This window comes from Salmonella sp. NW177, assembly GCF_051811585.1.
In the GTDB taxonomy this organism is placed as follows: Bacteria; Pseudomonadota; Gammaproteobacteria; order Enterobacterales; family Enterobacteriaceae; genus Salmonella; species Salmonella enterica.
This window is the reverse complement of record NZ_JAMMZV010000011.1, coordinates 64343-86741: the sequence shown is the minus strand read 5'-3', so window position 1 is coordinate 86741 and position 22399 is coordinate 64343. Positions and strand designations below refer to the sequence as shown.

Sequence of the window (22399 nt, the reverse complement as noted above, 5' to 3'; positions counted from 1 at the left end):
TCACAATGGAACAGGTTGTCATTGTCGATGCTATTCGCACCCCGATGGGCCGTTCGAAGGGCGGCGCGTTTCGCAACGTGCGGGCAGAAGATCTCTCCGCCCACTTAATGCGTAGCCTGCTGGCGCGTAATCCGTCGCTTACAGCGGCGACCCTCGATGATATTTACTGGGGCTGCGTACAACAAACGCTGGAGCAAGGCTTCAACATTGCCCGTAACGCCGCGCTGCTGGCAGAAATTCCCCATTCGGTACCGGCGGTCACCGTCAACCGTCTGTGTGGTTCCTCGATGCAGGCGTTACACGATGCAGCGCGAATGATCATGACCGGCGATGCGCAGGTTTGTCTGGTTGGCGGCGTGGAGCATATGGGGCACGTGCCGATGAGCCACGGCGTGGATTTTCACCCGGGTCTGAGTCGCAACGTCGCCAAAGCGGCAGGGATGATGGGGCTAACGGCGGAAATGCTCTCCCGCCTGCACGGCATTAGCCGGGAAATGCAGGACCAGTTCGCCGCCCGCTCTCACGCTCGCGCCTGGGCCGCTACCCAGTCTGGCGCATTCAAAACGGAGATTATCCCGACTGGCGGTCATGATGCAGACGGCGTGTTGAAGCAGTTTAACTACGATGAAGTGATCCGCCCGGAAACCACGGTCGAAGCGCTATCAACGCTGCGTCCGGCATTTGATCCGGTTAGTGGCACGGTCACGGCGGGCACCTCATCCGCGCTTTCCGATGGCGCAGCCGCCATGCTGGTAATGAGCGAAAGTCGTGCCCGTGAGCTGGGCCTGAAACCTCGCGCCCGTATTCGCTCAATGGCAGTGGTGGGTTGTGATCCGTCAATTATGGGTTACGGGCCGGTTCCGGCATCAAAACTGGCGTTGAAAAAAGCGGGACTGTCGGCCAGCGATATCGATGTGTTTGAGATGAACGAAGCGTTTGCCGCACAGATCCTGCCATGCATTAAGGATCTGGGATTGATGGAGCAGATAGACGAGAAGATCAACCTCAACGGCGGCGCGATCGCGCTTGGTCATCCGCTCGGCTGCTCCGGAGCACGTATCAGCACCACGCTTATCAACCTGATGGAGCGCAAAGACGCGCAGTTTGGTCTGGCGACGATGTGTATTGGTCTGGGTCAGGGCATCGCCACGGTGTTTGAGCGGGTTTAATCAAAGATAATATCCCCTAAATAACTCGCATTGCAGCGCAGCGGCAACTGAGCGAATCCCCGGGCACATAGATAACTATGTGCCCGGGGTGAGCAAAGGCAGCCAACAAAGAGGCTGCGCGAATTATGACGGGAAACAGTTTAGTTGCCGTTTTTCCCGCCCGTCAGGGGCGGGTTTTTTCACCGTATGGCCCGTTCTACTCAGTAAGCGCTTTGGTCAGGCTAAATGGCATAGCTTGATATCCACGCGCACCATGTATTTGCATTTCGACCGCAGGCTCTTTTTCTCCCCATTTGAACTCTTCCAGATACGGATTAGGTAAGCTGGTAAATGCGCCTACCGACAAATCAAACGCACCACCTGCTGTTGCGGAATACACGAACACAGAATTCTTGTCAGTCTGGTACTCGGTGATAGAGGTTACCGGGCTAAACCACTCGTTCCCGCGCTCTTTACCGTATTGCCAGATCTGTTGGACTGTCTTGTTTTTCTGGTCGATTTTGTAAATCACGGAGCGGCTGTATTTCATACTCTGCATAGCAGGCTGTTCTAAGCCGCGGCCATCGCCATTGTCGAAAGCGGAAAGGTATAAGATATCGCCTTTACTCTTACTATCAATTTTAAAGGCCGTATGTTGCGTCCATGTCCAGTCGAAGTCACCCTCGCAGCCACTGTCCTGGCAGGCGATTTTTTGGCCTTTGCTATCCACAGGCGTCAGAATTGCGGCATTAAATGGCGCTTTCCAGCCAGCAGGCGTACCCAGTATCCACTTCACTTTCTTATCGCGGCCGATTTTGATAATCGCACTCTGGTGGCGGGAGCTGATGATGATGGAATCATCTTCACTGTCATAGTCGACGCTGTTGACATGCGCCCAGTTGCGGCCAGCCCCACTACCCACGATATCCCCGAATTTGTCGGAGGAGTCCAGCGCCGCCAGATCTTCTTCGCTCAACGTATGGCCGGACTGGCTGGCGTCGATATTCAGGCACACAGCGCCCTGATCGAGGGTTTTCATTATCACATCACGATAAGGATCGAGGATATCAAACAGACGCCATTCATCCACTACCACGCCGTTCTGATCAACTTCGGCAATCACATCACGCACGGTACGAACATTTTTCCCATCAGGACGTTTATAGTTAGAGCTGGCTACACGCAGGAAGTAGTGACCGTTGGCCGCGTTATCCATTGAGTGTGAAAAATCGTTATAATTATCCGGCAGACGGCGGTTAAAGATTTCACGCCCCATGATATCGTATTTCACATAACGCTGACCGTAGCCCCACGATAGTGCGCCATCCTGGTTTTGTTTAAAGCCCATCATAACGCCAGCACGATAAATTGACTTTAAATCATAAATTGAACTTGGATTCATAAACCAACGAATATCACCGGAGGTGTCGATAATAGCGTTAGCTGTAGTGAAGTTCCATTCTAATGCACCCCCAGTAGGGTTGTTCCAGACAGTACGCGTTCCATTCCCAGACTTATCTTTCGTATTATTCAAAAGATACAAGCGATCTTTAAATTCTGGGGAAACCTTTTTAACATCGATAGTAAAGAGTGCTGATTGTTCTTCTTTTGTACCCGATGATTCAATATAGGCAGGCGGTGCATACATTTTATAGCTTTCTTTTATATTTTCGGTTTTACTACCCTGGATCCTTGTATATTCAACTTCAACGGTATTGACATAATCTGGGTAAAGACCAAAGACGGGGATACCGCCATACGTTAAAAGGTATTTATTATTAACTTTATACGCGATCTCCTGGCCATTTTCTTTGGGGACAATCCGTACATGCACGTCACGTAACTGGTAACCGCCATTACGAATAACGGCGGTTAGCGGCGCGATATCATAGGGGTTCATAACAACTTCGCCAATTTTTCCCTGGACCTGATAGTCCACTTTAGCGCCGCTGGCGCCGCCGATGGCGAAAGCAGTAGAAGGTACTGATGACAAAATTGCAACAGATAATGCGAGAGAAGTTAAAGCATATTTAAATTTCATAACACTCTCCATCTTATAAATAAATAACTAACTTTCCATTTTATGTTTCTTTTATAAAAATAAATGAAGCATATATAATTAACTATTTTTATTGATAGCCTCAGGACATAATATTACTTAATTTATTACACGCAATACAAAGCCTGTAGATATTCAATATCATAAGGTTTTATAGTTGACGATTAATTAATATTTAAGAGGACTTTTAGGTAGGCTAACGTAAAAAGGGACGCTACTGCGTCCCATAAAATAGTTAAATAAATGCGAACGCATCGCCAAACAGACGATCTTCCCGCGCGTTACGCTCATGACAGAACAGATCGCGGGCGATTTTCGCCATCTCAAAACGTCCGGCAATATAAATATCGTGCCCCGCCAGCGTACCATAATCCTGCAATACCGCCGTAAGTACCGTTCCTGTACGTCCACGCCAGCCTTCTTCCGGCTGCTCGACAACAGGTTCAATACGCAAATTCGGATGGTTAACAGAGAGTGCTTCCAGCTCAGAGAGATCATAGAGGTGCTTTTCTTCGCGACCACCCCAGTAAATGGTAACATCGCGGTTCGGGTTGCGCGCTAACGCCGTCAACAGGATGGAGCGCACATAAGAAAAGCCCGTACCGCCCGCGATCAGAATCAACGGACGCTCTTCATCGTCACGTAGCCAGGCGTCGCCATGCGGAATATCGACGACGATTTCCCGGTCTTTCAGAATCCGATCCATGACCGCCATCGCATACAGATTGAGCTCGGAGGCGCCAATGTGTAATTCAATAAACCCTTTCTCGTCCGGCGTTGAGGCCATCGAAAACGGGCGTTTGTCACGCTCGTCCATTACGACCATCAAATACTGACCAGCGCGGAATGAAAACGCCGCGTCCGGCACTAAACGAACCCGATATACGGTATCGGTGATAGCTTCTACCGAGGTCACTTTACAGCTTAAGGTTGTCATGCGCTCCCTCTGTCGGGTGTCGGGTCAATACCGACATTTTTCAAGCCGAGTCGCCACAGCCTGAAATGTCGATGTCCGCTTTCAGTTATTTAAAGATAGCCAGCTCATCCCAAATCGCATCAATACGCGCGGTAACTTCAGGATCTTTAACAATAGGACGACCCCACTCGCGTTGGGTTTCGCCCGGCCATTTGTTTGTGGCATCCAGCCCCATTTTTGAACCCAGCCCGGAGACCGGCGAGGCAAAATCCAGGTAGTCAATCGGCGTATTTTCAACCAGCACCGTATCCCGCGCAGGGTCCATACGGGTGGTAATCGCCCAGATCACATCATTCCAGTCGCGTGCGTTAACGTCATCATCGCAAACGATAACAAATTTCGTATACATAAACTGGCGCAAAAACGACCAGACGCCCATCATGACGCGTTTCGCATGACCAGCGTACTGCTTTTTCATCGTCACTACCGCCAGGCGGTAAGAACACCCTTCCGGCGGCAGATAAAAGTCGACGATTTCCGGAAACTGTTTTTGCAGAATAGGCACGAAGACTTCATTGAGCGCCACCCCTAATACCGCAGGCTCATCGGGCGGACGCCCGGTATAGGTAGAGTGATAGATGGCATCCTCACGCTGCGTAATATGCGTGACGGTAAAGACCGGAAAGTTATCCACTTCATTATAATAGCCCGTATGATCGCCATACGGTCCTTCCGGCGCCATCTCTCCCGGCTCAATGTAACCTTCAAGGATAATCTCGGCGCTGGCAGGCACTTCCAGATCGTTAGAAAGGCATTTAACCACTTCAGTTTTCGTGCCGCGCAGCAGGCCCGCAAAGGCATACTCCGACAGAGTATCGGGAACAGGAGTCACGGCGCCAAGTATCGTCGCCGGATCGGCGCCCAATGCGACGGAGACCGGGAAACGTTCACCCGGACGCGCGGCTAACCACTCCTGAAAATCCAGCGCGCCGCCGCGGTGAGACAGCCAGCGCATAATCAGCTTATTTTTACCTATCAACTGCTGACGATAAATGCCCAGGTTTTGCCGTTCTTTGTGCGGGCCACGCGTTACCGTCAGTCCCCAGGTAATCAGCGGCGCGGCGTCGTCCGGCCAACAGGTCATGACTGGAAGACGCGTTAAATCGACATCATCGCCAGACGCGATTTTCTGCTGGCAAGGCGCGCCGCGTAACCGTTTCGTTGGCATATTCAGCACTTGCTTAAACTGCGGCAGCTTGTCAAACAGATCGCGAAAGCCTTTCGGCGGCTCAGGTTCTTTCAGAAACGCTAATAATTTACCCACTTCCCGTAATGCGGAAACATCATCCTGCCCCATGCCCATCGCCACGCGTTTTGGCGTGCCAAAAAGGTTGCACAGCACCGGCATGGCGTAACCTTTAGGATTTTCAAACAGCAACGCCGGTCCACCGGCACGCAGCGTGCGGTCAGCGATTTCCGTGATTTCCAGATGAGGATCCACAGGTAGCGTGATGCGTTTTAGTTCCCCCTGCTGCTCAAGTAGCGTCAGGAAGTCGCGTAAATCGTGATATTTCATGGCGTCCATTGTAGCCTCTTGGTAAGCGCATCATTATACGGCGTTCATCATCGGGATGCTGTATTTTTGTTAAATTAGCGTGAACTCTGGCAACCAACGCTAATCCAGATACGGCTTAAAGGATGAAGTGTATAATTAACTTCGCGCATGGCTTTTGCTATGCTTGCGCCCCGAACAAGCGGATAAGAGTCATTATGCAATCCTGGTATTTACTGTACTGCAAACGCGGGCAACTTCAGCGTGCTCAGGAACACCTCGAAAGACAAGCGGTAAGTTGCCTGACACCGATGATCACCCTGGAAAAAATGGTACGCGGAAAACGTACCTCCGTCAGCGAACCGCTCTTTCCTAATTATCTGTTCGTTGAATTTGATCCGGAAGTGATACATACCACTACAATCAACGCCACGCGCGGCGTCAGCCATTTTGTGCGCTTTGGCGCGCATCCTGCGATCGTGCCTTCCAGCGTTATTCATCAGCTTTCTATCTACAAGCCCGAAGGCGTTGTCGATCCTGAAACCCCCTATCCCGGCGATAGCGTCATCATCACGGAAGGCGCATTTGAAGGGCTGAAAGCGATTTTTACCGAGCCGGATGGCGAAACGCGTTCGATGTTACTGCTTAATTTACTCAATAAAGAAGTGAAGCAGAGCGTAAAAAACACCGGTTTTCGCAAGATTTAGCTATCGTTCAGAATACGACCTCAAATAAGGTTCTGGCGTTGGCATCTGTCATCGCCGCTAACCATTGCGGATCTTCACCACGCCATAGCGCTATGCGCTCCAGGATGTGAGGCAGATACGCGGGCTCGTTGCGTCGTGACGTTGGTTTCGGCGTAAGATCGCGAGGCAACAGATACGGCGCGTCGGTTTCTATCAGTAGCTTTTCCGCTGGAATAAACGGTAAGAGTTCACGTAGCTCAAGCCCGCGTCGTTCGTCGCAAACCCACCCGGTAATACCGATATAGAGCCCTCTATCCACACAGGCCTGCATTTGCTGGCGTGAACCGGTAAAGCAGTGCAGTATTGCACCAGGAAGACTATCCAGCCAGGGATCAAGCAATGCCAGAAATCGCTCATGCGCGTCCCGGCAGTGCATAAAGATTGGCATCTGCAATTCGGCGGCAATTTGTAGCTGCGCCTGAAAGGCACGCTCCTGCTCCTGCGGCGTGGAAAAATTGCGATTGAAATCCAGCCCGCACTCACCGATAGCGACGACTTCTGGCTGGTTCGCCAGCGCAATAATGGCGTCTTCAGACGCGGGTGACCACTGACTGCTGTCATGGGGATGGACGCCAGCCGTCGACCAACAATGGGGGTAGCGCCGCGCCAGTTTTAACGCCTGCTGACTTTCATGGATGTTCGTTCCGGTCAGTAGCATACCTTTTACTCCCGCCGCAAACGCACGGGCGACCACATCATCACGATCTTTTGCAAACTGGCTACTGGTTAAATTAACGCCAATATCAAACATGCTTGCCCCCATATGACAACCGCCCTGGCGGGCGGTTGTGTTTAGTCTTCAGTGTGCTCGGCCTTTTCGGTTTCGGCCTCGTTATCTTCGTCGCGCGTCCGTCGCTTACCGACATAAAAGCGTGAGCAGAAAACGCCAATTTCAAACAGGCAGTACATCGGTATCGCCAGCAACGTTTGCGAGAAAACATCTGGCGGCGTAAGCAGCATTCCCACAATGAATGCCCCGACCAGGATATAAGGCCGTTTTTTACGCAAATCTTCTGGCGTGGTGATGCCCATCCAGCACAGCAACACAATCGCCACCGGCACTTCAAAGGCTACGCCAAAGGCCATAAAAAGCGCCATGACAAAGCTAAGATAGCTGGCGATATCTGTCGAAACCTGTACCCCTTCCGGCGCCGTATGCGTCAGGAAACCAAAGGCCAAAGGGAATACGACAAAATAGGCGAAGGCCATACCAATGTAGAAAAGCAGCGAGCTGGATACCAGCAGCGGTACGACCAGACGACGCTCATGCTTATACAGCGCCGGGGCGATAAAGGCCCAAACCTGGTACAAAATGACAGGCGCGGATAAGATCAAAGACACCATGAAGGTGAGTTTGATAGGCGTAAAAAACGGCGACGCCACATCCGTCGCAATCATTGTCGCCCCTTGCGGCATCTGTTTAATCAGCGGTGCGGCGACTAAATGATAAATATCATTGGCGAAATAAATTAACGCCAGAAAAATCAGAAGTACTGCGACGATGCAGTTTAGCAGGCGCTTACGCAACTCGATCAGATGCGTGATAAGCGGTTGAGTATCTTCTACAGCCATGTTTACGGTTTATCACTCGACGAGGGGGAAGATTCGACAACAGGCGCAGCGGATTTCTTCTCGGCGTCTATCGTGGCTACGGAAGCGGTTTCCGTCGACTCAGGCACGTTAGCTTTAACGGGCTCCGGCTTTTGTTCCGGCGCGCTCGCCTGTGTTTCAGCGGCGGCAGGGGTGACGCCCTCATGCTGCGTTTCGTTCCCTTTTACCACCGGATTATGGATGGTATGCGCTTCATCGCTCGCTTGTTCGGGATCGTTAGCGCTGTAGGTGCGTTTCATCGACTCCGCCGCCTGACGCAGTTCATCCATAGATGCTTTCAGTTCGGGAGTCAGATTTTCCAGGCTCGCCTTTTCGACTTTTTTCAGACTGTCCTGGAACTCCTGAAGTTTCAGTTCCTGAGTCAGTTCATTCTGAACCGTTGTCGCAAGGGACCGCAACGCGCGAATCCAGCCCGCTACCGTTTTTACCGCTACTGGCAATCGTTGCGGCCCCAACACAATGAGGCCGATAACGAACACTAACAGCAGTTCGCTAAAACCGATATCAAACACAGATTATACCTGCTCTTTATCTTGGCTTTTAGCGTCTTCCTTTTTCGCTTCGCCTTGCTTATCCGCGATAGATTTAGCGGTAAAATCAGCGTCCTGACTGGTTTTATCCTGTTTGGCATCATCATCGCTCATGGCCTTTTTAAAGCCTTTGATAGACGCGCCAAGATCGGAACCGATGGAACCGAGTTTTTTGGTGCCGAACAGCAGTACGACGATAACGGCAACAATCAACAACTGCCAAATACTGATACCACCCATACATGTTCCTCTGTGATAGATGATGAATTAATAGGGCCGCATTATACACATTATCCTTCGCGCTGCCTCTTTGTTAGCCGCTTTCGCCCGCCCTATTCACATACTTTTACATACGACCGGGACGACATTGACTTGCGGCCTGAGTACTGCCTCGAGTGATAATATGTACCTGCGTGACACAACCGGCGTTGAGCGATAAAAAATCTCAACGAGTTTTACGCCAGCCAACCAGCCAGACCACTACGCCGCCGACCATGAGCCAGCCAGGCATCAATCCCCATTCAGGGCGGTTGACGAGTAAGAATGACCCGCTCAGTAACAGCGTTGCGCCAATTCCCAATAAATAACGAGACTGACTTTGGCGCACATGGTTTACCTGTAACTCGCGCGCAATCTTATCAACACTGTGCTGTAAATATTTGCCCTGGCGCAAACTGTCGTACACCAGTTCAGGTATTTCTGGCATTTTTTCGACCCAGAACGGCGCTTTTTCTTTAAGAGCCCGCGTGAGAGCCGGAATACCCACCTGATCTTTGATCCAGGACTCAAGAAACGGCTTCGCCGTTTTCCACAAATCAAGCTGAGGATAAAGTTGCCGCCCAACCCCTTCAACATACAATAATGTTTTCTGCAACAACACCAGTTGCGGCTGGACTTCCATGTTAAATCGACGCGCTGTATTGAAAAGGTTTAACAACACATGACCAAACGAGATTTCCGCGAGCGGCTTTTCAAAAATAGGTTCACAGACGGTGCGGATGGCAAACTCAAAATCTTCAACGTTGGTATCTGGCGGAACCCAGCCTGAATCGACATGCAGTTCTGCCACCTTTCGGTAATCGCGATTAAAAAACGCGATAAAGTTTTCAGCCAGATAACGCTTATCTTCTTTGTTTAGCGACCCGACGATACCGCAGTCAATGCCGATATATTGCGGATTTTCAGGGTGTTCATGGCTGACAAAAATATTTCCCGGATGCATGTCCGCATGGAAAAAGCTGTCGCGGAAAACCTGGGTGAAGAAAACTTTAACCCCGCGTTCCGCCAGCAGTTTCATGTTGGTGCCGTTCTTTTCCAGGGCCGCCACATCCGAAACCGGAATGCCGTATATCCGCTCCATCACCATCATGTTCTGGCTACAGTAATCGGAGTACACCTCCGGGATATACAGCATGGGACTATTTTCAAAATTGCGGCGTAACTGAATTGCGTTGGCCGATTCCCGCAGCAGATTCAGCTCATCGATCAGCGTTTTCTCATACTCACGCACCACTTCCGTCGGGCGCAGACGACGCCCATCCGGCAACAGGCGTGGTACCCAGCGAGCAAGGCGATAAATCAGTTTCAGGTCTGCCTGAATTACCGGCAAAATATCCGGGCGAATGACCTTAATAACCACTTCTTTACCGTTTGATTTCAATCGCGCGGTATGTACCTGGGCGATTGACGCCGACGCTAAAGGCTGGATATCAAAGTCGTCAAACCAGGCTTCGACTGGTAGCCCCCCCATCGCCTCTTCAATCTGGGCTTTCGCCAGCCGACCATCGAATGGCGCGACTTTATCCTGGAGCAAAGCGAGCTGATCGGCGATTTGCGGCGGGAACAGGTCACGGCGCGTGGAGAGCATCTGACCAAATTTTATCCAGACCGGTCCCAGCTCTTGCAACGCCAGTCTTAATCGTTCACCCAGCAATTTATCTTTATGCCGGTTTGGCATCCAGAACAGCGAATAGCGCCATAATCGGAGTGGCAGTGTAAGACGCATTCGGGGGATGAGTTCATCAAGGCCGTAGCTTAAAAACGTGCGGATGATGAAATATAGGCGCCGTACTTCACCTGGCGTCATTTGGCCTCCAGTTTTTCCAGCCGTGTGGTCAGAGAATCTACGGCGCGCTCAACAGCCGCGGTTTCTTCGGCAAACCATGCGACTTCCAGCGGGCCAGGCGCCATACGCCACTCTTCAGTGATCGCTTCAGCGGCATAACGCTGCTGGCGTTGAAACCCGTGGCGCAGGAATTTAGCCCCGCCACGCACGACCTTACCGATACTTTCCGCCGCAATATCACCCGTGTATGGCGCCAACAGCTCCGCAGGATCGAATTCGGCGAGATCGGCGAGCGCCACAAAATTTTGCACGACCTGAATATCGCCCTGCACTTCCAGTTCGCCGCTGCGAATAAGCGTGGCCAACTGCTGACGATCGCGTAGTTTTGGCAAAACGCTAGCTTGAGTGATTACCGTACAGTCCGCTTCGCCTTCCCATGCCCCCAGCACATCAACCTGGCGTTCACTGAATACCAGGACTAATGGCGTCGAAAATCCCTTTAGTTTCACACACAGTACTTTTCCCTGTAAGCGCGTTCTGGCTGATTTCAGCGCTGGCGAACGATACAGAAACGTATTGAGGAGACCTTCAATTCCTGCGGTCACTAAGGGTTTAAAAGGCATTCCACCCTCCTAGAATTTATAACCACGGTGCAATGCCACAACGCCCGCCGTCAGATTGTAATAATCCACGCTCTCAAATCCGGCGTCCTGCATCATGGCTTTTAAGGTATCCTGATCGGGATGCATACGGATGGATTCCGCGAGATACCGATAGCTATCCGCATCGTTCGCAACCATCGAGCCAATACGCGGTAAAATATGGAAAGAATAGGCGTCATACGCTTTACTCAGCGGCTCAATGATAGGCTTGGAAAATTCAAGCACCAGTAAACGTCCGCCGGGTTTCAACACACGGAACATTGACCGCAGCGCTTTTTCTTTTTCCGTTACATTGCGCAAACCAAACGAAATGGTAATGCAATCAAACGTATTATCAGGGAAAGGCAGAGCTTCGGCATTCGCCTGCACATACTCTACGTTGCCGATCACGCCGATATTACGCAGCTTCTCACGCCCCATTTTGAGCATAGAATCATTAATATCCGCCAGGATAACTTTGCCAGTTTCCCCGACCATACGTGAAAATTTCGCGGTAAGATCGCCCGTACCGCCCGCTAAATCGAGAACGGTTTGTCCACGACGCACGCCACTGCAATCAATGGTGAAGCGCTTCCACAAACGATGAATGCCAAATGACATTAAATCATTCATCACATCGTACTTTGACGCCACAGAATGAAAAACGTGGGCCACCATGTCAGCTTTCTGCTCTTTAGCGACGGTCTGAAAGCCAAAGTGCGTCGTTTCTTGTGAATCTTCCACCATCTCAGTGCCTGCTTATCGATAAAAATGTTCAAGAAGTGTAACAGATTGGGCCAATTTGCCCTACTCTGCGCCAGGACTAAACTACTCCGTATGGGTTAACTTAACTGCTGCTTCACCCGTTCATCATTGGGATAATGTTCATCCTGCCGCCCTTCAGGGATCGATCGTAAACGATATTCTTCATCTTGCGTAACGGCCTGTTCCGCTAAATCCGGATTAATCTCGCGTTTGATTTCCACGCCTAGCCCCCGGAAAGCCTCCGCCTGCGCCAAAACGTTGCCACGCCCCGACGCAAGTTTTTTCATCGCCTGGCGGTAGTTATCCTGCGCTTTATCCAGACTCTGACCGATCGCTGACATATCATCAACGAACAATCGCATTTTATCGTAGAGCTTACTGGCTCTGTCCGCGATGTGCTGCGCATTGCGGCTCTGGTGTTCATAGCGCCACAGGTTGGCGATTGTCCGTAACGCCACCAGCAGCGTCGTGGGGCTTACCAGCATAATGTTATTTTTCAGCGCCTCGGTTATCAGTTCGGGCTGTTTATCTAACGCCAGCAGGAAAGCGGGTTCTACGGGGATAAACATCAGAACATAGTCCAGCGAGCGGAGGCCGGGAAGCTGCTGGTAGTCTTTACGCCCCAGTAAGCGAATATGATTGCGCACCGAGGCGATGTGCTCTTGTAAAGCGGCCTCGCGCGTGTAGTCATCTTCAGCGTTAAAGTAACGCTCGTAGGCGACCAACGTCATTTTAGCGTCGATGACCACATCTTTGCCCTGCGGCAAGCGGACGATGACATCCGGCTGCATCCGCGAGCGCGCATCGTTCTCAATACTGACCTGGGTTTCGTATTCGTAGCCTTCACGCAGTCCGGATGCCTCCAGCACCCGCGCCAGCACAACTTCGCCCCAGTTTCCTTGCGCCTTATTGTCCCCTTTCAGGGCGCGCGTCAGGTTGATCGCTTCCTGCGCCATTTGCGCGTTAAGCTGCTGCAAATTACGAATTTCGTGCGCCAGCGTATGCCGCTCCTGCGCTTCTTTGCCAAAACTCTCCTGAACCTGGCGGCGAAAACCGTCCAGTTGCTCACGCAGCGGCGTCAGCAGGCTATTCAGGCTTTGTCGGTTTTGTTCGTCTACGCGACGATTACTGTGTTCAAAGATACGATTCGCCAGATTTTCAAACTGCTCGCTTAAACGCTGTTCGCTGTTGATCATCTGACGGATTTTGTCTTCCGCGTGTTGCTGAGTCGCTTCCAGACGGGTCGTGACTTCACGCAGATCGGCTTCCAGAGAGGTATTAATACTGTGCAGGCTACGCAGTTCGTTATTAAGTAACTCGCATTCACTGCGCCAGTGCGCTTCTTGCGCTAATTGCTGCCGGGCCGCGCTAAGTTCGATATCCAGCTCACGCCGTTCTTCGATAAGATCGGCGCGGATTTGATCGGCGTGCGCTTTCGTCGCCAGCCAGCCAATCACCGCCCCAGCCGCCAGCGCCACGACGGCGCTTATCATAAGAGTAATATCCACAACACCTCTCCTGGAACCACACTGTCCTGCACAAAATAGAATTGTGCTGTATAAACGTCCAGTTTAAAAGGGATTTCCTGCGAGGCGCCACGCAAAAAGAAAAGGCCGAACGCGTCGGCCTTTGCAAAAGAGAGGAGAATTACAGCAGACGACGGGCCGCTTCCACGACGATTTTCACCGCGTGGCTTTCAGTTTGTTTCATCGTTTCCGCATTCGGAATCTCTTGTTGGGTACGGTTAACGATAACGCCCGCCACCATACCTGCGCGTAACCCCTGGCTTGCGCACATGGTTAACAGCGTAGCGGATTCCATTTCGTAGTTCATTACGCCCATCGCCTGCCACTCTTCCATAGAGCCTTTGAAGCGACGAACAACGCGGCCAGAATAGGTGTCATAACGTTCCTGACCCGGATAGAAAGTGTCGGAAGAGGCGGTTACGCCAACGTGAGTCGTGGCACCAATCGATTTCGCGGCTTCAACCAGCGCAGTGGTGCAGGCAAAGTCGGCAACCGCCGGGAATTCCATCGGCGCAAAATGCAGGCTCGCCCCATCCAGACGTACGGATGCGGTCGTTACCAGAACGTCGCCGACGTTAATGTGCGGCTGAATAGCCCCCGTGGTGCCGATACGCAAGAAGGTACGAATACCCAGTTGCGCCAGTTCTTCCACGGCAATAGAGGTAGACGGGCCACCGATACCGGTAGAGCAAACGATAACTGCTTTGCCATCCAGCTCAGCGCGCCAGGAGGTGAATTCGCGGTGAGATGCCAGCTTAACCGGCTTATCCATCAGCGCGGCGATCTTTTCCACACGCTCAGGATCGCCAGGGACGATGGCGAGCTGGGCCCCTTGTAAATCGTTTTTGGTGAGGCCGAGATGAAAAACATCAGACTTGGACATATAAAACTCCTCTGTGAATCGGGTTTGTCAGAAGAAGCAAAGAGACACTTTACCTAAGGCATAAAGATATTTTCGTGACAGCCATCACTATGGCGTAAAACAATTGCACTCGCTTACCATTAAAAAGTGATGCACATCACAATAAATAATCAATATCGCCAGGCATTGCACAAAAGATAGCCGCTTTAAGGCAATGTGGTTTGTTACACACTGTCTATAGTTAAGATTGCGCTATTTTTTAAGGGTACGGAGAATACCATGACAACGACACATCCATCCGGCTTTGCACCTGCAGCTTCCCCACTTGCCCCTACGATGATTCATACGCCTGATGGGGCCATTAGCGCGGGGATAACGTCGATTCCCTCTCAGGGCGACGATATGCCAGCCTATTACGCCAGACCAAAAGCGAGCGACGGCGCGCTGCCTGTGGTCATTGTGGTACAGGAAATTTTTGGCGTACATGAACACATTCGCGATATTTGCCGACGACTGGCGCTGGAAGGCTATCTCGCTATCGCGCCGGAACTCTATTTCCGCGAAGGCGACCCCAATGATTTCGCCGATATACCCACATTATTGAGCGGGCTGGTGGCTAAAGTACCGGATTCGCAAGTCCTTGCCGACCTGGATCACGTCGCCAGTTGGGCTTCGCGCAACGGCGGAGACGCGCATCGGCTGATGATCACCGGTTTTTGTTGGGGAGGCCGAATTACCTGGCTGTACGCCGCGCACAACCCACAGTTAAAAGCGGCGGTAGCGTGGTACGGCAAGCTGGTGGGCGACACGTCACTCAATTCGCCGAAGCATCCCGTTGATATCGCCACCGATCTTAACGCGCCGGTACTGGGTTTATACGGCGGGCAGGATACCAGTATTCCACAGGAGAGCGTGGAAACCATGCGTCAGGCGCTACGCGCCGCTAATGCGAAGGCGGAAATCGTGGTCTATCCCGATGCAGGGCACGCGTTTAATGCCGATTATCGTCCGGGCTACCACGAAGCCTCAGCGAAAGACGGCTGGCAAAGAATGCTGGAATGGTTCGCGCAGTACGGTGGGAAAAAAGGCTAACCACAGCGCATTACGATGTTTGTTGGGCCTACGAGACCGGAGTCGGTATAGGCTCAACAAAGCGTCATCGCCACGTTAGCTATGCTTTACCACAGCATTTTTTATATTTTTTGCCGCTGCCACAGGGACAGAGATGGTTACGACTGACGGCTCCTGTGTCTTTACGCGCGTCCTGCGCCAGCCAGCGCATGATCGATGCCATCGGATAGCCTTGCGCCAGCAGCTCCCGCCAGACATTCATATACGGCGTAACGTGCTGGAAAAAATGCTTATAGCCCGCACACAAGTAATTATGCGCAGGATGACCGGACGGCGAGACGGCAAAGCGATGCTTCGGACAGCCGCCATGACACGCAAAGCGGTAGTCACAGCGACGACAATCGGCGGTCAGGGTCTCCCGCTTGGCCTCGCCAAACGCAATAGCCCGCTCGCTATTATTTAAGGTTTTGATGCTGTGCTGGTGGATATTCCCCAGCAGATGCTCCGGGTAGACAAAGTGGTCGCAGTTGTAGAGATCGCCGTTCGACTCCAACGCAAAGGCATGTCCACAAGTCTCGGAATGTACACACAGTACCGGCTGCTGCGCCGTCCAGGCGGCTAACGCCACGTCAAACATCTGCACATAGACGCGGTCTACGTCGCGACGAACCCAGATATCAAAGATCTGGTTGAGAAATTCGCCATATTGCCACGACGGTACCGTCCATGGCGCCAGCGTCGCCGCGCTTTCGCCGGGCATCACCAGATTAAGTACCGATGAGTTATCGGTGCTCATTCGCTCTACCAGCGGGATAAACTGAATAAAACGCGATCCCGCCGCCAGAAGAAATTCGTAGACGTCTGCTGCATGACCGACGTTATGTTTTCCCACGACGGTTAAGGTATTAAAGTCGACATGGTGCGCTTTAAGCCGCGCCATTGCTGCGACGACCTGTTCATGAGTTCCTTTTCCAGCGCGATTAAGCCGATAGTGGTTGTGTAACGACGCCGGGCCGTCGATAGAGAGACCGATGAGAAAATGCTGTTCAGCGAAAAAGCGCGCCCACTCGTCATTCACCAGGATGCCGTTCGTCTGCAACGCATGAGTGATTTTTCGCCCATCGCCGTACTTTTCACATAATGCGACAACCCGGCGGAAAAACGGTAGCCCCATCATGGTCGGTTCGCCGCCCTGCCAGGCAAAGTCAATGCGGTCGCCACTCTGCGCGGCAATATGCTGGCGTATAAACTGTTCCAGCGTCTCGTCCGACATTCGCCAGTTTTTATTGCGTTCCGGGTACAGCGCCTCTTTTTCAAGATAGAAGCAATATGTGCAATCAATATTGCAGATCGCGCCGCCGGGTTTGGCCATTACGTGACAACCTGCTACCGCCATGTCAGACATCTCCGTTAAAAAATAAGGTTCACCAGCGCCATGAGACAATGCGACGTTTATCGTCGCCAGGGAACATAACAGAATGGAAAACCTCGTTTTGTGCTATGAGAGCGCTGGGCGATCATGACAGGAAAAACGATCTGCGAGGCAATAAAATCCGCCGCGCTGCTTCCAGGGACGCTATCAGCCTGGTTGTCATTCATACGGAGAACCTTTTTATTATCAAGATCGCCAAATAGCCAGATCCTGAAAAAGACAGCGCGGAAAATAAGAAAAAGGGAAATGAGAAGAAAGAGGCGCTGTTAATCAGGGTCAGACACGGGCGCTACCCGTCAAAGGGTAGCGCCGCATTGCTGCCGGATAAACGCAGCGGTCAGGATGGGTTATTTCGCCTGACGCAGATTGTGCGCCGCTTTGACCATGTTCGCTAACGCCGCGCGGGTTTCCGGCCAACCGCGAGTTTTCAGACCGCAGTCCGGATTCACCCACAGGCGTTGTGCCGGAATACGTTGTGCCGCCTTCTTCAGCAGGGCTTCAATCCACTCGACGCTCGGCACGTTCGGCGAGTGAATATCGTACACGCCCGGCCCGATTTCGTTCGGGTAGTCGAACGCTTCGAACGACTCCAGCAACTCCATATCCGAGCGGGAGGTCTCAATGGTGATCACATCCGCGTCCAGCGCGGCGATCGAATCCATAATGTCGTTGAACTCGCAGTAACACATGTGGGTGTGGATCTGAGTTTCATCCTTCGCCACCGCCGCGTTGATGCGGAAGGCTTCCACACCCCATTCCAGATAGGCGTCCCAGTCGCTGCGACGCAATGGTAAACCTTCACGCAGCGCCGGTTCGTCGATCTGAATAATCCCAATCCCCGCCGCCTCCAGATCCGCGACTTCATCACGCAGCGCCAGCGCAATCTGTTTCGCAATCGTTTCGCGGGTCACGTCTTCGCGGGGGAATGACCAGCAAAGAATAGTCACCGGGCCGGTCAACATCCCTTTTACCGGCTTGTCGGTCAGCGACTGGGCATATTTCGCCCACTCCACGGTAATCGGTGCCGGACGGCTGATATCGCCAATCACTACCGGCGGTTTCACACAGCGGGAGCCATAGCTTTGCACCCAACCATTCTGGGTAAAGACGAAGCCGTCCAGATGCTCGCCGAAGTATTCCACCATGTCGTTTCGCTCGGCTTCGCCGTGTACCAGCACATCCAGCCCTAAACGCTCCTGCTCGATGATAGCCTGTTTGATATGTTCGGCGATGCCGGTGCGGTAGTTATTCGCGTCGAGGTTGCCCTTTTTGAAGTCCAGACGCAGGCCGCGAATTTCCGTGGTTTGCGGAAACGAACCGATAGTCGTCGTCGGCCAGGCGGGAAGTTTAAAGCGGGCGCGTTGCGCTTCAGCGCGCACCTCATACGGATTCTCACGCTGGCTGTCCTGCGCGGTGATCGCCGCCAGGCGTTTTTCTACCGCGGCATTATGTACGCGACGGGAGTGACGACGAGCCTGAATCGGTGCGCTCCATTCCTCAAGCGCCGCCGTTTCGCCGCTGTTCAGCGCATCGCGCAGCAACGCCAGTTCACCGCATTTTTGCAGCGCAAAGGCAAACCAGCTTTTAACTTCCGTATCCAGACGCGTTTCGACGCTGAGATCGATCGGGCTGTGCAGCAAAGAGCAGGAGGATGCTACCCACAGCGCGCGTTTGCCCACAAGGGCGTTAATCTGCGCGTATTTTTCGGTCAAATCGGCGCGCCAGACATTACGCCCGTTAATCAAGCCTGCGGAGAGCAGCCAGTCGACCGGCAGACGTTGATGCAGTTCCGCTACATCATCTTTGCCATGAATGAGGTCAACATGTAACCCCTGTACCGGTAGCGCGATAATAGTGTCCAGGTTTGGCGTCACGCCTTCAAAATAGGTCGTCAGCAACAGCTTCACCTGGCCGGCGAGCGCGTCGTAAGCCGGTTTGAAGGCATCCAGCCACGCCTGCGGCAGTTCCAGCACCAGCGCTGGCTCATCAATTTGGACCCACTCAATACCACGTTTTGCCAGTTCAGCCAGTACGTGCTGATACACCGGCAAAATGTCTTTCAGCAACGTCAGGCGGTCAAACGGCTCGCCTTTCACTTTACCCAGCCACAGATACGTGACAGGCCCCAGCAGTACGGGTTTGATCTTATGCCCCAGCGCCAGCGCTTCGTCCACTTCCTCCAGCAATTGTGTCCAGGTGAGTCTGAACTGCTGGCCTTTGCTGAACTCCGGTACTATGCAGTGATAGTTAGTATTAAACCATTTGGTCATTTCCGCTGCCGCCGCCGGTTCGCCGGTTGGCGCGCGACCGCGACCAATGCGGAACAGAGTGTCGATGTCCACGGAACCGTCGTTGTTCTGATGACGAGCCGGCACATTGCCTAACAGCAGGCTGGTGGTCAGAACATGGTCGTACCAGGCAAAGTCGCCTACCGGTAACAGGTCAATACCCGCTTGTTTCTGCTGCTCCCAGTGACGCGCGCGCAGTTCGCGGCCCACCGCCAGTAACGCTTCACGCGTTGTGTTCCCCGCCCAGTAGCTCTCTTGCGCTTTTTTCAACTCGCGACGCAGGCCAACGCGAGGAAAACCGAGGGTATGAGTCAATATTGTCATTTTACTTCCTCTAATTATATGTAAATCCTAAGTATTTTAAATTCAGGGAAGGCGGCAAGTTTGCTCATCCCCGGGAGCTTACATCAGTAAGTGACCGGGGTGAGGAAACGCAGCCAACGCACCATCAATTTAAAAGACGACGGATTTTGGACGTCTGGATGTTTACACATCCATAATGTAAAGGTACTGTATATTCCTCAAGCGCAATTTGTTCATGGCGAAGTGAAGGACTTTCATGATCGAAATTAAACATCTGAAAACACTCCAGGCATTGCGGAATAGTGGATCGCTGGCTGCTGCTGCTGCGGTGCTGCACCAGACCCAATCCGCTCTGTCTCATCAGTTCAGCGATCTGGAACAACGCCTTGGCTTCCGCCTGTTCGTGCGTAAAAGCCAGCCGCTACGCTTTACGCCGCAGGGGGAAGTTCTGCTGCAACTGGCAAACCAGGTGCTGCCGCAAATCAGCCGTGCGCTGCAGGCGTGCAACGAACCGCAGCAAACTCGTCTGCGCATCGCTATTGAATGTCATAGCTGTATTCAGTGGCTGACCCCGGCGCTGGAAAACTTCCGTGCAAGCTGGCCGCAGGTAGAAATGGATTTCACATCCGGCGTCACTTTTGATCCGCAACCGGCCTTGCAACAAGGCGAGCTGGATTTGGTGATGACGTCGGATATTTTGCCGCGCAGCGGGCTGCATTATTCGCCGATGTTTGATTTTGAAGTCCGACTGGTGCTGGCGCCCGACCATCCGCTGGCCAGCAAAACGCAGATTACGCCGGAAGATTTAGCCAGCGAAACGCTGTTGATTTACCCGGTGCAGCGCAGCCGACTGGATGTCTGGCGACATTTCCTGCAACCGGCGGGTATCAGTCCGCTGCTGAAAAGCGTGGATAATACGCTACTGCTGATTCAGATGGTGGCGGCCAGAATGGGCATTGCCGCCCTGCCGCACTGGGTGGTGGAAAGCGTTGAGCGCCAGGGTCTGGTGGTGACCAAAACCCTGGGTGATGGTCTGTGGAGCCGCCTGTATGCCGCCGTGCGCGACGGCGACCAGCGTCAGGCGGTGACCGAGGCGTTTATTCGCTCGACGCGGGATCACGCCTGCGATCATCTGCCGTTTGTGCGGAGCGCGGAGCGACCCATTTTCGATGCCCCCACAGCGAAGCCAGGATCACAGCCGCGCCTGTAATAAAGCTTGGCCAGTGGGGCTGCTGATGCCAGATGGCAAGATTAACCAGCAGTCCTGCGGGAACATGCATATTATTCATGATACCCAGAGTCCCGGCGTCTACCTGGGTAGCGCCATAGTTCCACATAAAGTAGCCAATGCCGGACGCCACCACGCCGAGAAACACCAGAATGCTCCATTGCAGCGTGGTTTCCGGCAGCTTTTGCGCGTTCCCCAACAGCGACCACGCCACCGCCGCCACCAAAAACGCCCCCAGATAGAACCACGCAAAGGCGTTGTGCTGCGGCATGGGACGGGTCTCCATCAGACGTTTATACCCCACCATTCCGATAGCGAAACTGATATTAGAAAGCTGCACCAGGAGCAAACCGACCCAAAAATGGTCGGTCACGCGATCGTAGCGAATAATCCCGGCGCCAATCACCGCCAACAACGCGCTAAATGCATAGCCCCAGCGCAAACGACGCTGACTCATCACATCGTAAATCAGCGTGATATAGAGCGGCGTCAGAACGGTAAACAGCAGCAGTTCGGATACGGTCAGGTAGAGGTAAGCATGGAAGCTCAACATATACATGATGCCAAGCTGCATCGCCCCCACCAGCATATACAGGCTGATGGTTTTTAGGTTGTGCCCGCGAGTACGCAAAAACGGCAGAAAAACGAGCGCCGCCAGCCCAACGCGTATCAGCACCGCGAAATAGCTATCGACATGCCCGGCAAGATACTCGCCAAATAAACTAAAGGAGAAAGCCCACAGGATAGTGGTAATGATGAGTAGCGCCACAATGGATGTCTCTTAAAACAGGGAACACCCATTGTAGCGGAGAGTGAAGTTGACAACTGGTCAACTAACAAACAATCACATCAGCGTAAGAAAAGATCGTGCAGGTAATGCGGCACGGCGTTATCCGCGTTGATGCCGATCACCTCAAGTTCGGGATACAGGTCTTTCAGACGCTGGTGCGCATTGCCCATGATGCAGCCTTTGCCCGCCATCGTGAGCATTTCAGCGTCGTTCATTCCGTCGCCAAAGGCGATACACTCTTTCAGGCTGTACCCCATCGCCTGAGCGACCGCTTCCAGCGCATGACCTTTCGACACTCCGCCCGCCATCACTTCCAGACAGGTTAGCGTAGAGAAGCTCACGTTTACCCGATCGCCCCAGCGCGCGTTAATCGCCTGCTCCAGCGGCAACAACTTTTCATGAGTGTCGCTGGTGAAAAACACTTTGCTGACGCCCTCCGGCTCCAGCAGCGCAGGCTCAAACAACGAGTAGTTAAATACCGCCTCTTTGAAAAAACGCATTTCATCGGGGCGATGACGATTCATAAACCATTCGTCGTCGCGATAAACGTTAGTCACGATGTCCGGGTTCGCATTCACCACCCCGAACAGGTCGCTGGCAATGTCGCTGTCCAGATTATGCGTAAAAACCAAATTCCCGTCGGTATCGTGCACTCGCGCGCCGTTGGAGGTGATCATGTAAGACTTGATTTCAAGATTATCGCGGATTTGCCCTACATCGACATGATGACGACCAGTGGCAAAGACAAAATGGATGCCGCGTGCGGTCAACAGCTTCAGAGTCTCTTTGGCATAAGGGGACAACGTATGGTCGGGGGAGAGCAGCGTGCCATCTAAATCAGACGCAACAACCTGATACATAATAAA

20 protein-coding genes are annotated in these 22399 nt (G+C 52.6%); 4 read left to right on the top strand and 16 right to left on the bottom strand.

What is annotated here, in order from left to right; genetic code table 11:
- Positions 1 to 5: 5 nt before the first annotated feature.
- Entirely contained in the window at positions 6 to 1169 is a 1164-nt protein-coding gene (gene fadA, locus NA986_RS22875; protein WP_000438778.1) for an acetyl-CoA C-acyltransferase FadA, read from the top strand.
- Positions 1170 to 1365: 196 nt separating this feature from the next.
- Here fadA and NA986_RS22870 read toward each other — a convergent pair whose 3' ends face one another.
- The 3 genes from NA986_RS22870 to ubiD form a co-directional block, all read right to left on the bottom strand.
- Positions 1366 to 3189: an aryl-sulfate sulfotransferase gene (locus NA986_RS22870; protein WP_000669892.1), complete on the bottom strand. Its 1824-nt coding sequence runs from the start codon at positions 3187 to 3189 to the stop codon at positions 1366 to 1368.
- Positions 3190 to 3442: 253 nt separating this feature from the next.
- The gene (fre, locus tag NA986_RS22865; RefSeq protein ID WP_000209832.1) at positions 3443 to 4144 is read right to left on the bottom strand and encodes an NAD(P)H-flavin reductase; all 702 of its coding nucleotides are present in this window, start codon (positions 4142 to 4144) and stop codon (positions 3443 to 3445) included.
- 85 nt (positions 4145 to 4229) lie between these two features.
- Positions 4230 to 5708, bottom strand: a complete 1479-nt coding sequence (ubiD, locus tag NA986_RS22860) for a 4-hydroxy-3-polyprenylbenzoate decarboxylase (protein ID WP_000339760.1) — start codon at positions 5706 to 5708, stop codon at positions 4230 to 4232.
- A gap of 185 nt (positions 5709 to 5893) precedes the next feature.
- On the opposite strand from ubiD, the gene rfaH reads away from it, so the two are divergent.
- A complete protein-coding gene (rfaH, locus tag NA986_RS22855) occupies positions 5894 to 6382 on the top strand; it encodes a transcription/translation regulatory transformer protein RfaH (protein ID WP_001192410.1) in 489 nt (162 codons plus the stop codon).
- A gap of 7 nt (positions 6383 to 6389) precedes the next feature.
- Here the strand turns inward: rfaH and tatD are convergent, their stop codons facing one another.
- The 9 genes from tatD to udp form a co-directional block, all read right to left on the bottom strand.
- On the bottom strand, positions 6390 to 7172 hold the full coding sequence (tatD, locus tag NA986_RS22850; RefSeq protein ID WP_000459637.1) for a 3'-5' ssDNA/RNA exonuclease TatD: 783 nt from the start codon (positions 7170 to 7172) through the stop codon (positions 6390 to 6392).
- A gap of 41 nt (positions 7173 to 7213) precedes the next feature.
- Positions 7214 to 7993, bottom strand: a complete 780-nt coding sequence (tatC, locus tag NA986_RS22845; RefSeq protein WP_000257554.1) for a Sec-independent protein translocase subunit TatC — start codon at positions 7991 to 7993, stop codon at positions 7214 to 7216.
- A 2-nt stretch (positions 7994 to 7995) separates the two neighbouring features.
- Positions 7996 to 8544 carry a Sec-independent protein translocase protein TatB gene (gene tatB / locus NA986_RS22840; protein ID WP_000459612.1) on the bottom strand — a complete coding sequence of 183 codons (549 nt, stop codon included), beginning with the start codon at positions 8542 to 8544 and terminating at the stop codon, positions 7996 to 7998.
- 3 nt (positions 8545 to 8547) lie between these two features.
- Positions 8548 to 8802: a Sec-independent protein translocase subunit TatA gene (gene tatA, locus NA986_RS22835; RefSeq protein ID WP_000508972.1), complete on the bottom strand. Its 255-nt coding sequence runs from the start codon at positions 8800 to 8802 to the stop codon at positions 8548 to 8550.
- Between the two features lie 205 nt (positions 8803 to 9007).
- The gene (ubiB, locus tag NA986_RS22830; RefSeq protein WP_000187559.1) at positions 9008 to 10648 is read right to left on the bottom strand and encodes a ubiquinone biosynthesis regulatory protein kinase UbiB; all 1641 of its coding nucleotides are present in this window, start codon (positions 10646 to 10648) and stop codon (positions 9008 to 9010) included.
- Positions 10645 to 11250, bottom strand: a complete 606-nt coding sequence (ubiJ, locus tag NA986_RS22825) for a ubiquinone biosynthesis protein UbiJ (RefSeq protein WP_001727022.1) — start codon at positions 11248 to 11250, stop codon at positions 10645 to 10647. Before ubiJ ends, ubiB begins: the two co-directional genes overlap by 4 nt.
- Before the next feature lie 9 nt (positions 11251 to 11259).
- On the bottom strand, positions 11260 to 12015 hold the full coding sequence (gene ubiE, locus NA986_RS22820; RefSeq protein WP_000229009.1) for a bifunctional demethylmenaquinone methyltransferase/2-methoxy-6-polyprenyl-1,4-benzoquinol methylase UbiE: 756 nt from the start codon (positions 12013 to 12015) through the stop codon (positions 11260 to 11262).
- 95 nt (positions 12016 to 12110) lie between these two features.
- A complete protein-coding gene (gene rmuC / locus NA986_RS22815; RefSeq protein ID WP_000355562.1) occupies positions 12111 to 13541 on the bottom strand; it encodes a DNA recombination protein RmuC in 1431 nt (476 codons plus the stop codon).
- 139 nt (positions 13542 to 13680) lie between these two features.
- Complete coding sequence (gene udp, locus NA986_RS22810; RefSeq protein WP_000045169.1) at positions 13681 to 14442, bottom strand: uridine phosphorylase; 762 nt, start codon at positions 14440 to 14442, stop codon at positions 13681 to 13683.
- A 258-nt stretch (positions 14443 to 14700) separates the two neighbouring features.
- Here udp and NA986_RS22805 point away from each other — a divergent pair, with 258 nt between their 5' ends.
- Positions 14701 to 15513, top strand: a complete 813-nt coding sequence (locus NA986_RS22805) for a dienelactone hydrolase family protein (protein WP_000213959.1) — start codon at positions 14701 to 14703, stop codon at positions 15511 to 15513.
- 79 nt (positions 15514 to 15592) lie between these two features.
- Here NA986_RS22805 and NA986_RS22800 read toward each other — a convergent pair whose 3' ends face one another.
- Together NA986_RS22800 and metE are read right to left on the bottom strand one after the other, a co-directional pair.
- A complete protein-coding gene (locus tag NA986_RS22800; protein WP_021294455.1) occupies positions 15593 to 16936 on the bottom strand; it encodes an anaerobic sulfatase maturase in 1344 nt (447 codons plus the stop codon).
- Between the two features lie 335 nt (positions 16937 to 17271).
- Positions 17272 to 19536 (bottom strand): 5-methyltetrahydropteroyltriglutamate--homocysteine S-methyltransferase, encoded by a 2265-nt coding sequence (gene metE, locus NA986_RS22795; protein ID WP_023215731.1) that lies wholly within the window; start codon positions 19534 to 19536, stop codon positions 17272 to 17274.
- Positions 19537 to 19771: 235 nt separating this feature from the next.
- On the opposite strand from metE, the gene metR reads away from it, so the two are divergent.
- Entirely contained in the window at positions 19772 to 20725 is a 954-nt protein-coding gene (metR, locus tag NA986_RS22790; RefSeq protein WP_000569786.1) for an HTH-type transcriptional regulator MetR, read from the top strand.
- Here metR and NA986_RS22785 read toward each other — a convergent pair.
- Together NA986_RS22785 and yigL are read right to left on the bottom strand one after the other, a co-directional pair.
- Positions 20613 to 21512, bottom strand: coding sequence for a carboxylate/amino acid/amine transporter (locus NA986_RS22785; RefSeq protein WP_023215730.1), 900 nt, complete (start codon positions 21510 to 21512; stop codon positions 20613 to 20615). The genes metR and NA986_RS22785 overlap by 113 nt on opposite strands.
- 80 nt (positions 21513 to 21592) lie before the next feature.
- On the bottom strand, positions 21593 to 22393 hold the full coding sequence (yigL, locus tag NA986_RS22780; protein WP_023215729.1) for a sugar/pyridoxal phosphate phosphatase YigL: 801 nt from the start codon (positions 22391 to 22393) through the stop codon (positions 21593 to 21595).
- Between the last annotated feature and the right edge of the window lie 6 nt (positions 22394 to 22399).

What these genes read in the sequence shown, in the direction of transcription:
- fadA (WP_000438778.1), top strand. Translation starts at nt 6, where the DNA reads ATGGAACAGGTTGTCATTGTCGATGCTATTCGCACCCCGATGGGCCGT.
- NA986_RS22870 (WP_000669892.1), bottom strand. Translation starts at nt 3,189, where the DNA reads ATGAAATTTAAATATGCTTTAACTTCTCTCGCATTATCTGTTGCAATT.
- fre (WP_000209832.1), bottom strand. Translation starts at nt 4,144, where the DNA reads ATGACAACCTTAAGCTGTAAAGTGACCTCGGTAGAAGCTATCACCGAT.
- ubiD (WP_000339760.1), bottom strand. Translation starts at nt 5,708, where the DNA reads ATGGACGCCATGAAATATCACGATTTACGCGACTTCCTGACGCTACTT.
- rfaH (WP_001192410.1), top strand. Translation starts at nt 5,894, where the DNA reads ATGCAATCCTGGTATTTACTGTACTGCAAACGCGGGCAACTTCAGCGT.
- tatD (WP_000459637.1), bottom strand. Translation starts at nt 7,172, where the DNA reads ATGTTTGATATTGGCGTTAATTTAACCAGTAGCCAGTTTGCAAAAGAT.
- tatC (WP_000257554.1), bottom strand. Translation starts at nt 7,993, where the DNA reads ATGGCTGTAGAAGATACTCAACCGCTTATCACGCATCTGATCGAGTTG.
- tatA (WP_000508972.1), bottom strand. Translation starts at nt 8,802, where the DNA reads ATGGGTGGTATCAGTATTTGGCAGTTGTTGATTGTTGCCGTTATCGTC.
- ubiB (WP_000187559.1), bottom strand. Translation starts at nt 10,648, where the DNA reads ATGACGCCAGGTGAAGTACGGCGCCTATATTTCATCATCCGCACGTTT.
- ubiJ (WP_001727022.1), bottom strand. Translation starts at nt 11,250, where the DNA reads ATGCCTTTTAAACCCTTAGTGACCGCAGGAATTGAAGGTCTCCTCAAT.
- ubiE (WP_000229009.1), bottom strand. Translation starts at nt 12,015, where the DNA reads ATGGTGGAAGATTCACAAGAAACGACGCACTTTGGCTTTCAGACCGTC.
- udp (WP_000045169.1), bottom strand. Translation starts at nt 14,442, where the DNA reads ATGTCCAAGTCTGATGTTTTTCATCTCGGCCTCACCAAAAACGATTTA.
- NA986_RS22805 (WP_000213959.1), top strand. Translation starts at nt 14,701, where the DNA reads ATGACAACGACACATCCATCCGGCTTTGCACCTGCAGCTTCCCCACTT.
- metE (WP_023215731.1), bottom strand. Translation starts at nt 19,536, where the DNA reads ATGACAATATTGACTCATACCCTCGGTTTTCCTCGCGTTGGCCTGCGT.
- metR (WP_000569786.1), top strand. Translation starts at nt 19,772, where the DNA reads ATGATCGAAATTAAACATCTGAAAACACTCCAGGCATTGCGGAATAGT.
- yigL (WP_023215729.1), bottom strand. Translation starts at nt 22,393, where the DNA reads ATGTATCAGGTTGTTGCGTCTGATTTAGATGGCACGCTGCTCTCCCCC.